The sequence below is a fragment of the Delftia sp. Lp-1 genome, from assembly GCF_020523835.1.
GTDB lineage: Bacteria > Pseudomonadota > Gammaproteobacteria > Burkholderiales > Burkholderiaceae_C > Comamonas > Comamonas acidovorans.
Window position 1 is genome coordinate 2,226,352 of sequence record NZ_JAJALJ010000001.1, and the last position, 11,876, is coordinate 2,238,227.

An 11,876-nucleotide genomic window follows, 5' to 3' on the forward strand; every position below is an offset into this window, starting at 1 on the left:
GCTGGGTGGCTGACGCGTCCCGGATATCCGGGCCGTTGATGGATGTTCTCGAACCATGGGGCTGCCTCCAGATAAGCCGATTATGGGTGTTTCCAGATGTGTTCGGGTTGTCCGGTTGTATGCGCAACTCCGATTTAAGAGGAGCGGGCTATTACGGTAAAGAGGGTCATTGGCCGCAGCGTGCCCGCATGCTGCGGCCAGCCATGACCTGCGCGGCATGTAGGTTGCGGGCAGGTGGTGCTTTTAGGTGTCCGCCTACAAGCGAGGCCATGCCTGGGGTTGGCCGGGAAGAGGGTGCAGGGGCAGATCGTGCTGCTCGGCCAGGTCTGCCAGCTCGGCGCAGGACAAGGGGGCCAGGAAGGCTTGCAGGGCTGCATGCATGGCGGGGCTGCGCATGCTGGCGATGCTGCCATCGCCATTCACCGACGCCACGGCGCACAGGCGAGCCGCGAAATGCGGCTCCAGGGCCGCCACGGCCACCGATCCATCGGCGCAGGCGTAGACGCGATAGCCTGCGTGCGCGCCGCCCACATCGCCATCGGGCCGGGTCAGGCCCCAATGCCAGGGCAAAGCCAGCCACTGCGCGGCCTGGGCCAGGCCTGTTTCCTGGAGACTGCCGTGGCCGCTGCGCTGGCGCAGCAGCCAGGCCTTGAGCACGGCTTCGCTGGCCATCAGCGCACCGGCCATGTCGGCAAACAGGCTGGGTGGCATGGCGCCGCCCTGTACAAGCCCCGCCTCGGCCTGGTAGGTCAGGTCATGGCCGGGCACATCGGCCAGGGCTCCCGCGCTGCCGACGATGCGCACCAGCGACAGCTGCGGATGGCGCTGCTGCAGCGACGCCCAGTCCAGCCCCAGCTTGGCCAGTGCGGCGGGGCGGAACGAGGTGAGCAGGATGTCGGCCGCATCCAGCGCATCGTGCAGCGCCGCCTGTCCTTCCTCGCTCTTGAGCTGCGCCTGCCAGACCGCAACGCCCTGGTGCATGTCGGCATAGGCTTGCGGGCTGTAGTGCGCCATCGGGTCTGCACCGGCCGCACCGGCTGCACCGGCCGCAGCGGGCTGTGCAGACGGAGGCTCCAGCTTGCTGCACTGCGCGCCCATGGCGGCACAGCGCATCAGGGCGGCGGGGCCGGGCAGATTCAGGGCCAGACTCAGGATGCGCACGCCCGACAACGGCAGCCCGTTGATGGGGGAAGATGGGAGGGACGCGGGTAGCGCAATAGCGTCAAGGGGCGCGTGATCGGGCATGGGTATCGAGCGTCTCAGTGTGCATTCGGTGTTTCAACTGCACGCATGATCGCACCCATGCCTCCAAGGGCCTGGCGCATACCGGACGGTGAGGATGCAAAAGCCGCCCGGAAAAAGAAAATGCCGCCAGGGCAATGTACCGTTGGCGGCATGTCTGCAAACCCGGCGCATGGCCGGGCAGCCGGGGTGGGGGTCAGACCACCTTGGCGATCGACTGGCAGACGTAGTCGATGTTCTTGCTATTCAGCGCGGCCACGCACATGCGGCCAGTATCCGTGCCGTAAACGCCGAACTCGGTGCGCAGGCGCACCATCTGGTCCTTGCTCAGGCCGGAGTAGCTGAACATGCCGATCTGGGTGGTGATGAAGCCCATGTCCTGCTGGACACCGGCAGCCTTCAGGCCGTCAACCAGCTTCTGGCGCATGGCCTTGATGCGCACGCGCATCTCGCCAAGCTCCTTTTCCCACAGTGCGCGCAACTCGGGGTTGTTCAGCACGGCGGCCACCACGGCGCCACCATGGGTGGGCGGGTTGGAGTAGTTGGTGCGGATGACGATCTTGAGCTGGCTCAGCACGCGGGCCGCTTCTTCCTTGTCGTTGGCCACCACCGACAGCGCGCCCACGCGCTCGCCGTACAGGCTGAAGCTCTTGGAGAACGAGGTCGAGACGAAGATGTTCAGGCCGGCGGCCACGAACTTGCCGATCACGGCGCCGTCTTCGGCAATGCCGTGGCCAAAGCCCTGGTAGGCCATGTCGAGGAAGGCCACCAGACCCTTGGCCTTGACGGCGGCGATCACCTGGTCCCACTGCTCGGCCGTGATGTCATAGCCGGTCGGGTTGTGGCAGCAGGCGTGCAGCACCACGATGGTGCCGGCGGCCGCTGCGTTCAGGTCGGCCAGCATGCCTTCGAAGTTCACCTTGCGGTTGACCGCGTCGTAGTAGGCATAGGTGCCCACTTCGAAGCCTGCATTGGTGAAGATGGCCTTGTGGTTTTCCCAGCTCGGGTCGGAGATCAGCACCTTGGCGGCGGGGCTGATCTTCTTGAGGAAGTCGGCGCCGATCTTCAGGCCGCCGGTGCCGCCGATGGCCTGCACCGTGGACACGCGGCCGGACTTGACGACGTCGGACTCGGCGCCGAACACCAGGCCCTTGACTGCGGCATCATAGGCAGCGATGCCGTCGATGGGCAGATAGCCGCGGGCCGTGGGCTTGTCCATCATCGCCTTCTCGGCGGCCTGCACGCATTCGAGCAGGGGCAACTTGCCGTTGTCGTCGAAGTACACGCCCACGCCCAGATTCACCTTGCTGGGGTTGGTGTCGGCAGCGAACTGCTCGTTCAGACCCAGGATGGGGTCGCGGGGGGCCATTTCGACGGCGGTAAACAGAGACATGAAGCGTCCTTGGGATGTCTTGGGAGGTGGAAAAAACGCGGCTAGCCCCAAGCTACGGTAGGCTTTCGGGTTAACCCATGAATTCTAGCGATCTCGCCGGCCGATACTCACTTTTGCGAACCCACGTCATGCACGAAGTCTCTGATTCCTCTCCAGCACCTGGGGCCTCCGGCCAGTTCGTGCATTTCGCGGACTCCCCCTTCGAGCTGTTCCAGCCCTATCCGCCGGCCGGCGATCAGCCCGCAGCCATTGAAAAGCTGGTCGAAGGCATCCAGGACGGCGAATCCTTCCAGACCCTGCTGGGCGTGACGGGCTCGGGCAAGACCTTCACCATGGCCAACGTGATCGCCCGCCTGGGCCGCCCGGCCATTGTCTTTGCGCCCAACAAGACGCTCGCAGCGCAGCTGTACAGCGAATTCCGCGAGTTCTTTCCCAAGAACTCCGTCGAATACTTCGTCAGCTACTACGACTACTACCAGCCCGAGGCCTATGTACCCCAGCGCGACCTGTTCATCGAAAAGGACAGCGCCATCAACGAGCACATCGAGCAGATGCGGCTGTCATGCACCAAAAGCCTGATGGAGCGGCGCGACGTGGTCATCGTCGCCACGGTCTCGGCCATCTACGGCATCGGCGAGCCCGAAAGCTACCACCGCATGATCATGACGCTGCGCACCGGCGACCGCATCAACCAGCGCGACGTCATTGCGCAACTGATCCGCATGCAGTACCAGCGCAACGACCAGGACTTCAGCCGGGGCAAGTTCCGCGTGCGCGGCGACACCATCGATGTCTTCCCCGCCGAGCATTCCGAGCTGGCCATACGCATCGAACTCTTCGACGACGAGGTTGAAAGCCTGCAACTGTTCGATCCGCTGACGGGTCGCGTGCGCCAGAGCATTCCGCGCTTCACCGTCTACCCCAGCAGCCACTACGTCACGCCGCGCGACAAGGTGCTGGCCGCCGTGGAAACCATCAAGCTGGAGCTGGCCGAGCGGCTCAAGCAACTGGTGGGTGACGGCAAGCTGGTCGAAGCCCAGCGCCTGGAGCAGCGCACGCGCTTCGATCTGGAGATGCTCACCGAGGTCGGCCACTGCAAGGGCATCGAGAACTACACCCGCCACCTCTCAGGCGCCGCACCCGGCGAGCCGCCTAGCACCCTGACCGACTACCTGCCCGGCGACGCCCTCATGTTCCTGGACGAGAGTCACCAGATGATCGGCCAGCTCAACGCCATGTACAGCGGCGACCGCTCGCGCAAGACCACGCTGGTGGAATACGGCTTTCGGTTGCCTTCGGCGCTGGACAACCGGCCGCTCAAATTCGAGGAATTCGAGCGGCGCATGCGCCAGGTCATCTTTGTCTCCGCCACGCCGGCAGACTACGAGAAGACCCACTCGGGCCAGGTCGTGGATCAGGTCGTTCGCCCCACAGGCCTCATCGATCCTGAAATCGAAGTGCGCCCGGCCACCAATCAGGTGGACGACGTACTGCAGGAAATCCGCCTGCGCGTCGAACGCACGGAGCGTGTTCTCATCACCACGCTGACCAAGCGCATGGCCGAGCAGCTCACCGACTACCTGAGTGAAAACGGCGTCAAGGTGCGCTATCTGCACTCCGACGTGGAAACTGTAGAGCGTGTAGAGATCATTCGTGACCTGCGCCTGGGTGTCTTTGACGTGCTCGTGGGTATCAACTTGCTGCGCGAGGGGCTGGACATCCCCGAAGTCTCGCTGGTCGCCATTCTCGACGCCGACAAGGAAGGCTTTCTTCGCGCCGAACGCAGTCTCATCCAGACCATCGGCCGCGCCGCGCGCAACCTGCATGGCAAGGCCATCCTCTATGCGGACCGTGTCACGGAGTCCATGAAGAAGGCCATTGGAGAGACCGAGCGCCGTCGTGCCAAGCAAATAAGCTTCAACGAGGAAAACGGAATCGAACCCAAACAGATTGTCAAGCGGGTGAAAGACCTGATTGATGGTGTCTACAGCGAAAAAAGTGGCAAGGAAGCGGAACGCCTGCAGGCCAATCAGCTCGAAAGAGCGCGTGTCGAGGACATGTCCGAAAAAGATGTGGCCAAGGAAATCAAGCGTCTGGAGAAGCAGATGCTCGAACATGCGCGCAGCCTGGAGTTCGAACAGGCTGCGCGGGTGCGCGATCAGCTGGCGCTGCTCAAGGAGCAACTGTTCGGGGGCTCATCCGTGCAGGTTTCCTGAGGCGGCGCCTGGTCTGAAGCCCGTTAGCTCCTGTTACCCGACAAAATTGATGGGGAATGTGGTACACTAAGGGTCAACACTCAACAACAACAAAAACTTCGATGAAAAGAAGGGCTCTGAACCTTTTGAACAGGACGGAGTAAGGGCGGAGACTGTGCCCAACTCCAGTCAAATCGCTGGAGCGGGTGTTTCTGTAACGTACAAGCCTGACTGAAGGAGCTCGTAATGCGTCTCACCACCAAAGGCCGTTTTGCGGTCACTGCCATGATCGATCTGGCCCTGCGCCAGAACAATGGCCCTGTCACGCTGGCAGCCATCAGCCAGCGGCAACAGATTTCCCTGTCGTATCTGGAACAGCTGTTCGGCAAGCTGCGCCGCCATGAACTCGTCGAGTCCACCCGTGGACCCGGCGGCGGCTACACACTTGCCCGCAAGGCTGGCGACATCACCGTGGCCGACATCATCGTCTCCGTGGACGAACCCATTGACGCCACCCAGTGTGGCGGCAAGGAAAATTGCCTGGGCGAAGCCGGCCGCTGCATGACGCATGAGCTGTGGGCCGCACTGAACCAGCGCATGGTCGAGTTCCTCGATTCCGTGACGCTGCAAAAGCTTGTGGACGAACAATTGGCCAAGGGCATCCAGATCGAGGACAAGCCCGTGGTGCGTCGCGCGATTTCCACGGCTCCCGTGGTCAAGCCCATCCGTGTGAATGCCCCGAACTCGGTATTCGCGCTGGGCAACGCCTTCGCCAAGTCCTGATCGACTTTTGACACCCTGAGGGCAGGGCACCGCCGCGCATGGCTGTGTGGCGTGGTGTTGTCCGCCTGGATGGATTCACCGGAGTTCATCGCCTTCCCGTTTTTTGCCAGCCTGAACCTTGATAAGAGCCAGTCATGGACATGACCCCGCATTTCCCCATCTATCTCGACTATGGCGCGACCACCCCCGTGGACCCTCGCGTGGTGGACGCCATGATTCCTTGGCTGCGTGAGCATTTCGGCAACGCCGCATCGCGCAGTCATGCCTGGGGTTGGGAAGCCGAGGAGGCCATCGAGAAGGCCCGCGGCCAGGTCGCAGACCTGATCGGCGCGGATCCCCGTGAGATTGTCTGGACCAGCGGTGCCACCGAGTCCATCAACCTGGCCATCAAGGGCGCGGCGCATTTCTACCAGGGCAAGGGCAAGCACCTGATCACGCTCAAGACCGAGCACAAGGCCGTGCTCGACACCATGCGTGAACTCGAGCGCCAGGGCTTTGAGGTGACCTACATGGACGTGCAGCCTGATGGCCTGCTCGACATTGAAGCCTTCAAGGCCGCGCTGCGCCCCGACACCATTTTGGTCAGCGTGCTCTTCGTGAACAACGAAATCGGCGTCATCCAAGACATTCCCACCATCGGCGCGCTGTGCCGTGAGAAGGGCATCCTGTTCCATGTGGATGCCGCGCAGGCAACGGGCCGCGTGGAGATCGACATGTCCAAGCTGCCGGTGGACCTGATGAGCATGACCGCGCACAAGACCTATGGCCCCAAGGGCGTGGGTGCCCTGTATGTGCGCCGCAAGCCGCGTGTGCGTCTGGAAGCTCAGATCCACGGTGGTGGCCATGAGCGCGGCATGCGCTCGGGCACGCTGCCTACGCACCAGATCGTCGGCATGGGCGAGGCCTTCCGCATTGCCAAGGAAGAAATGGCTGAAAGCAATGCCAAGGCCTACGCGCTGCAGCAGCGTCTGCTCAACGGCTTGAAGGATCTGGAGCAGGTCTTCATCAACGGCAGCATGGAGCACCGTGTGCCGCAGAACCTGAACATGAGCTTCAACTTCGTCGAAGGCGAGTCGCTCATCATGGGCATCAAGGGTCTGGCGGTGTCCTCGGGATCGGCCTGTACGTCGGCCAGCCTGGAGCCCAGCTATGTGCTGCGTGCACTTGGCCGCAGCGACGAACTGGCGCACAGCAGCCTGCGCATGACGATCGGCCGCTTCACGACCGAAGAGGAAATCGACTACGCGATCAGCACCATCCGCACCAATGTGGTCAAGCTGCGCGAACTCAGCCCGCTGTGGGAGATGTTCAAGGACGGCATCGATCTCAGCACCATCCAATGGGCGGCTCACTGAGCATTGGCCGGCACGCGAATCAAGTATTGAAGAGGTAGACATCATGGCTTATTCCGACAAAGTGGTAGACCACTACGAAAATCCCCGCAACGTGGGCTCGTTCGACAAGAACGACGAATCGGTGGGCACCGGCATGGTCGGCGCTCCTGCCTGCGGCGACGTGATGAAGCTGCAGATCAAGGTCAACCCCGAAACCGGCGTCATCGAGGATGCGCGTTTCAAGACCTATGGCTGCGGTTCCGCGATTGCCTCGTCTTCGCTGGTGACCGAGTGGGTGAAGGGCAAGACGCTGGATGAGGCGGCTGCGCTGAAGAACAGCCAGATCGCCGAAGAGCTGGCTCTGCCTCCCGTCAAGGTGCACTGCTCCATCCTGGCCGAAGACGCCATCAAGGCAGCAGTCGATGACTACCGTGCCAAGCGCACTGCGGTGGTGGCCGCCTGATATGGCGATCTCGCTGACCGATTCTGCGGCACGCCACGTGAGCCGCTACCTGTCGCGCCGCGGCAAGGGTATCGGCGTGCGCCTCGGGGTCAAGACCACGGGCTGCTCTGGCCTGGCCTACAAGCTGGAGTATGTGGACGAGCAATTGCCCGAGGACGTGATCTTCGAGGACCACGGCATCAAGGTGCTGGTCGATCCCAAGAGCCTGGCCTATATCGACGGCACGGAGCTGGATTTCGTGCGTGAGGGCTTGAACGAAGGCTTCAAGTTCCACAACCCCAACGAGCGTGATCGCTGCGGTTGCGGCGAGAGCTTTCGCATCTGACCGGAATTTGCCGGGTGGCCGGGCCTTTGTGGCCTGGAGGCATGCCCGGCAGACCCTGATTTCTTCTACTCCCTCAAGAGGCCGCCTTCGCTTCGGTGCTGGCGGCTTTTTATCGACATGAACCTGCAATCGGACGATTTCGAGCTGTTTGCGCTGCCGCGCCAATTTGCGCAGGAGCGCAGCACCATTGACACGCGCTGGAAGGAGTTGCAGCGCGAGGCCCACCCTGACCGCTTTGCTTCGCAGGGAGCCGCCGCGCAGCGCGTGGCCATGCAGTGGTCGGTGCGCATCAACGAGGCGTACCAGCGGTTGAAAGAGCCACTCAGGCGCGCAGCGTATCTCTGCGAATTGCAGGGTGCACCCGTGCGTGCCGAGGACAACACGTCCATGCCCACTGCCTTTCTGATGCAGCAAATGGAGTGGCGCGAGGCGTTGGAAGAGGCGCAGGACGAGGCCGCTCTGGATGCGCTGGACGACGAGGTGCTGCAGGCGAGAAAGAGCATGCTGGCTGAATGTGGTCGTCAGCTGGATGAGCTGCACGATGCGCAGGCGGCTGTGCAGCAGGTCAGAGCCCTCATGTTTGTTGCGCGATTTGCGCAGGACATAGAGCGTCGCCGCGATCAACTGGGACAATAGCCCGCGATCCGCACCTCCCACGAGAGACCCTCATTCACAAGGCAGGCCGGCCGGCCCGGACCTGCAATTTCCCCGAGTATTTTCATGGCGCTTTTGCAGATTTCCGAACCCGGTCAGTCCCCCGATCCCCACCAGCGGCGCATTGCCGTGGGCATCGACCTGGGCACCACGCATTCGCTGGTCGCCGCTGTCCGCAATGGCGTGGCCGAATGCCTGCCGGATGACCAGGGCCGAGTGCTGCTGCCTTCTGTCGTGCGCTATCTGCCCCAGGGCCGTCGTGAGATCGGCCACGCCGCCCAGGCTGCACTGTCTACCGATGCGGGCAACACCATTGCCTCGGCCAAGCGCTTCATGGGCCGCACGCTGGCTGACATCGATGCGCCGGAAAAGCTGCCTTACCGCTTTGCAGAGCAGGAGGCCGGCCGTGGCGTGATCGGGATCGAGACCGTCGATGGCACCAAGACAGCCGTGGAGGTCAGCGCCGAGATCCTGGCTACGCTGCGTTTCCGTGCCGAAGACACCTTCAATGACGACATCCATGGCGCCGTCATCACCGTGCCCGCCTACTTTGACGATGCACAACGCCAGGCCACCAAGGATGCGGCAAAGCTCGCCGGCATCAACCTGCTGCGCCTGATCAACGAGCCCACGGCTGCAGCCATTGCCTACGGCCTGGACAACGGCTCCGAAGGCGTCTACGCCGTCTATGACCTGGGTGGCGGCACTTTCGACATTTCTATCCTGCGTCTGTCCCAGGGTGTGTTTGAAGTCGTCTCCACTGGCGGCGATTCGGCCCTGGGGGGTGACGACTACGATGCGGCTTTGGCCGAGTGGGTGGCCCAGCAGACTGGCGTGGTTCCCCAGACGGCCGAGGACAAGGCCCGCTGGCGCATGGCGGCACGCCTTTGCAAGCAGGCATTGACGGATGCACAGGTCGCAACGCTCACGGCCGAGCTGTCTACCGGCGCTGTGCATTTCGATGTAAAGCGCAGCGATTTCGATGCGAGCACGGCCCATCTGACGGCACGTTCGCTGGCGGCCGTGCGCCGCGCGCTCAAGGACGCAGGGCTGGCGCGCGACGAAGTGCAGGGCGTGGTGCTGGTCGGCGGTTCCACCCGCATGCCCCAGGTGCGCGAGGCCGTGGCCGAGTTCTTTGGCCGCGATCCTCTCATCAATCTCAACCCCGACGAAGTCGTCGCGCTGGGGGCTGCCATCCAGGCCAACCAGCTCGCTGGCAACAGCTCCAGCGGCGACATGCTACTGCTCGACGTGATTCCTCTGTCCCTGGGCGTGGAGACCATGGGCGGCCTTGTCGAGCGAATCATCAGCCGCAACGAGACCATTCCCACAGCCCGTGCCCAGGACTTCACCACCTACAAGGATGGTCAGACGGCCCTGGCCGTCCATGTGGTGCAGGGCGAGCGCGACCTGGTGGCGGACTGCCGCAGCCTGGCGCGTTTCGAGCTGCGCGGCATCCCGCCCATGGCGGCCGGCGCGGCCCGCATCCGTGTGACCTTCACCGTGGATGCCGATGGCCTGCTGTCGGTAGGCGCCAAGGAGCAGACCAGTGGCGTAGAGGCCCATATCCATGTCAAGCCTTCTTACGGCCTGTCGGACGACGAGGTTGCCCGCATGCTGCAGGACGGCTTTGCCACGGCCCAGCAGGACATGCAGGCCCGCGCACTGGTGGAGGCACGTGTCGATGCCGATCGCATGCTGATGGCCACCGAGAGCGCTCTGCAGGCCGATGGCGATGTGCTCGCCGCGGACCAGCGCGCAGCCATCGATGCGCTGATCGACGCCCTGCGCGCCAGCGTGGGCTCCGAGGATGCCGCCGTCATCGAGGCCGCGACACAAGCGCTGGCCAAGGGCACGGAGTCCTTCGCCGCCGAGCGCATGAACCGCAGCATCCAGCAGGCCCTGGCCGGCAAGAGCGTGCAATCCCTTTCCTGATTTCTGATCCGACAGCAGATCCGTCATGCCCGTTATCAAAATACTTCCCCACGCCGAATACTGTCCCCAGGGTGCCGAAATCGAGGCGCCCGCCGGAACCTCGATCTGCGAGGCCCTGCTGGACAACAACATCAAGATCGAACATGCCTGCGACATGAGCTGCGCATGCACCACCTGCCATGTGGTGGTCAAGGCGGGCTACAACTCGTTGAACGAGGCCGAGGAAGAGGAAGAAGACCTGCTGGACCGCGCCTGGGGTCTGCAGCCGCAGTCCCGCCTGTCCTGCCAGGCCATCCTGGCACGCGAGGACGTGACCATCGAGATTCCCAAGTACTCGCTCAATCACGCCAAGGAAAACCACTGAGGGCCAGCGCATGTCGCGTCAAATCATTCTCGACACTGAAACCACTGGCCTGTCAGCCGACAACGGCGACCGGCTCATCGAGCTGGGCTGCGTGGAGATGGTCAACCGCAAGCTGACCGGCAACAACCTGCATCTGTATTTCAATGCGGGGCGCGACAGCCATCCGGACGCGCTGCGCGTGCACGGCATCACCACCGAATTCCTCAAGGACAAGCCGCGCTTCGAGCACAAGGTCGAGGAGATCTGGGAGTACCTGCAGGGCGCCGAGCTCATCATCCACAACGCGCCCTTTGACCTGGGGTTCCTGAACAAGGAGCTGGAGCTTGCCAACCGCCCGCCGATCCGCCAGTGCGTGAGCGGGGTCATCGACACCCTGGTCATGGCCAAGGAGATGTTCCCTGGCAAGCGCAACTCGCTCGATTCGCTGTGCGATCGCCTGGAGGTGGACAACTCCGGGCGCACGCTGCACGGCGCCTTGCTGGATGCGGAGCTGCTGGCCGATGTCTACATCAACCTCACGCGGGGCCAGGAGGCTCTGTTGATGGCGGAAGAGCCTGTCCAGTCCGAGGGTGGACTGGTCGTGGCGCAGGTGGATCTGGCCAGCTTCAAGCTGCGCGTGGTGCACGCCAATGATCAGGAGCTGGCCGCACACGAGGATGTGATGGTGCAGATGGACAAATCGAGCGGCGGCAAGACAATTTGGCGCGGCTTCGAAAATCAGTCCTAGAAGTTATGACATAATCTAAGTCTTGTCGCAGTAACGACATATGGGTGATTAGCTCAGCGGTAGAGCACTGCCTTCACACGGCAGGGGTCACATGTTCGATCCATGTATCACCCACCATTTTTTCCAAAGAGGTTGGCCTAGCAGCCAGCTTCGCGGGTGATTAGCTCAGCGGTAGAGCACTGCCTTCACACGGCAGGGGTCACATGTTCGATCCATGTATCACCCACCAGTTTTTTCCAAAGAAGTTGGCCTAGCAGCCAGCTTCGCGGGTGATTAGCTCAGCGGTAGAGCACTGCCTTCACACGGCAGGGGTCACATGTTCGATCCATGTATCACCCACCATTTTTTTCCAAAGAAGTTGGCCTAGCAGCCAGCTTCGCGGGTGATTAGCTCAGCGGTAGAGCACTGCCTTCACACGGCAGGGGTCACATGTTCGATCCATGTATCACCCACCATTTTTT

Annotated in this window: 11 protein-coding genes and 4 tRNA genes; 13 read left to right on the forward strand and 2 right to left on the reverse strand. The window is 62.7% G+C overall.

Features of this window, described 5'->3' with window-relative positions; genetic code table 11:
• Positions 1-255 precede the first annotated feature (255 nt).
• Both LGR64_RS09950 and LGR64_RS09955 read right to left on the reverse strand, forming a co-directional pair.
• The gene (locus LGR64_RS09950; RefSeq protein ID WP_141831789.1) at positions 256-1,245 is read right to left on the reverse strand and encodes a CoA transferase; all 990 of its coding nucleotides are present in this window, start codon (positions 1,243-1,245) and stop codon (positions 256-258) included.
• Between the two features lie 193 nt (positions 1,246-1,438).
• Entirely contained in the window at positions 1,439-2,635 is a 1,197-nt protein-coding gene (locus tag LGR64_RS09955) for an amino acid aminotransferase (protein WP_012205827.1), read from the reverse strand.
• Positions 2,636-2,763: 128 nt separating this feature from the next.
• Between LGR64_RS09955 and uvrB the strand changes: the two genes are divergently transcribed.
• From uvrB to LGR64_RS10020, 13 genes are all read left to right on the forward strand, one after another.
• Positions 2,764-4,851: an excinuclease ABC subunit UvrB gene (gene uvrB, locus LGR64_RS09960; RefSeq protein ID WP_141831791.1), complete on the forward strand. Its 2,088-nt coding sequence runs from the start codon at positions 2,764-2,766 to the stop codon at positions 4,849-4,851.
• A 225-nt stretch (positions 4,852-5,076) separates the two neighbouring features.
• Positions 5,077-5,613, forward strand: a complete 537-nt coding sequence (gene iscR / locus LGR64_RS09965; RefSeq protein ID WP_012205825.1) for a Fe-S cluster assembly transcriptional regulator IscR — start codon at positions 5,077-5,079, stop codon at positions 5,611-5,613.
• Between the two features lie 134 nt (positions 5,614-5,747).
• Positions 5,748-6,968: an IscS subfamily cysteine desulfurase gene (locus LGR64_RS09970; protein WP_012205824.1), complete on the forward strand. Its 1,221-nt coding sequence runs from the start codon at positions 5,748-5,750 to the stop codon at positions 6,966-6,968.
• Between the two features lie 43 nt (positions 6,969-7,011).
• Positions 7,012-7,410: a Fe-S cluster assembly scaffold IscU gene (gene iscU, locus LGR64_RS09975; protein ID WP_012205823.1), complete on the forward strand. Its 399-nt coding sequence runs from the start codon at positions 7,012-7,014 to the stop codon at positions 7,408-7,410.
• A gap of 1 nt (position 7,411) precedes the next feature.
• Entirely contained in the window at positions 7,412-7,735 is a 324-nt protein-coding gene (gene iscA, locus LGR64_RS09980; protein WP_012205822.1) for an iron-sulfur cluster assembly protein IscA, read from the forward strand.
• A 117-nt stretch (positions 7,736-7,852) separates the two neighbouring features.
• The gene (hscB, locus tag LGR64_RS09985) at positions 7,853-8,371 is read left to right on the forward strand and encodes a Fe-S protein assembly co-chaperone HscB (protein ID WP_141831793.1); all 519 of its coding nucleotides are present in this window, start codon (positions 7,853-7,855) and stop codon (positions 8,369-8,371) included.
• An 84-nt stretch (positions 8,372-8,455) separates the two neighbouring features.
• Positions 8,456-10,324, forward strand: coding sequence for a Fe-S protein assembly chaperone HscA (hscA, locus tag LGR64_RS09990; RefSeq protein ID WP_012205820.1), 1,869 nt, complete (start codon positions 8,456-8,458; stop codon positions 10,322-10,324).
• A 25-nt stretch (positions 10,325-10,349) separates the two neighbouring features.
• Complete coding sequence (fdx, locus tag LGR64_RS09995; RefSeq protein WP_013802212.1) at positions 10,350-10,688, forward strand: ISC system 2Fe-2S type ferredoxin; 339 nt, start codon at positions 10,350-10,352, stop codon at positions 10,686-10,688.
• Between the two features lie 10 nt (positions 10,689-10,698).
• Positions 10,699-11,415 carry a DNA polymerase III subunit epsilon gene (gene dnaQ, locus LGR64_RS10000; protein WP_034394212.1) on the forward strand — a complete coding sequence of 239 codons (717 nt, stop codon included), beginning with the start codon at positions 10,699-10,701 and terminating at the stop codon, positions 11,413-11,415.
• A gap of 42 nt (positions 11,416-11,457) precedes the next feature.
• Positions 11,458-11,532: transfer RNA gene (locus LGR64_RS10005), tRNA-Val, on the forward strand.
• Positions 11,533-11,569: 37 nt separating this feature from the next.
• Positions 11,570-11,644, forward strand: a tRNA-Val gene (locus LGR64_RS10010).
• A 38-nt stretch (positions 11,645-11,682) separates the two neighbouring features.
• Positions 11,683-11,757 (forward strand) — tRNA-Val (locus LGR64_RS10015).
• A 38-nt stretch (positions 11,758-11,795) separates the two neighbouring features.
• Positions 11,796-11,870: transfer RNA gene (locus tag LGR64_RS10020), tRNA-Val, on the forward strand.
• Positions 11,871-11,876: the final 6 nt, after the last annotated feature.

Bases quoted from the DNA above. Each gene is read 5' to 3' on its own strand.
- uvrB (WP_141831791.1), top strand. From the start codon at position 2,764: ATGCACGAAGTCTCTGATTCCTCTCCAGCACCTGGGGCCTCCGGCCAG.
- LGR64_RS09950 (WP_141831789.1), bottom strand. From the start codon at position 1,245: ATGCCCGATCACGCGCCCCTTGACGCTATTGCGCTACCCGCGTCCCTC.
- fdx (WP_013802212.1), top strand. From the start codon at position 10,350: ATGCCCGTTATCAAAATACTTCCCCACGCCGAATACTGTCCCCAGGGT.
- LGR64_RS09955 (WP_012205827.1), bottom strand. From the start codon at position 2,635: ATGTCTCTGTTTACCGCCGTCGAAATGGCCCCCCGCGACCCCATCCTG.
- dnaQ (WP_034394212.1), top strand. From the start codon at position 10,699: ATGTCGCGTCAAATCATTCTCGACACTGAAACCACTGGCCTGTCAGCC.
- iscU (WP_012205823.1), top strand. From the start codon at position 7,012: ATGGCTTATTCCGACAAAGTGGTAGACCACTACGAAAATCCCCGCAAC.
- iscR (WP_012205825.1), top strand. From the start codon at position 5,077: ATGCGTCTCACCACCAAAGGCCGTTTTGCGGTCACTGCCATGATCGAT.
- hscA (WP_012205820.1), top strand. From the start codon at position 8,456: ATGGCGCTTTTGCAGATTTCCGAACCCGGTCAGTCCCCCGATCCCCAC.
- iscA (WP_012205822.1), top strand. From the start codon at position 7,412: ATGGCGATCTCGCTGACCGATTCTGCGGCACGCCACGTGAGCCGCTAC.
- hscB (WP_141831793.1), top strand. From the start codon at position 7,853: ATGAACCTGCAATCGGACGATTTCGAGCTGTTTGCGCTGCCGCGCCAA.
- LGR64_RS09970 (WP_012205824.1), top strand. From the start codon at position 5,748: ATGGACATGACCCCGCATTTCCCCATCTATCTCGACTATGGCGCGACC.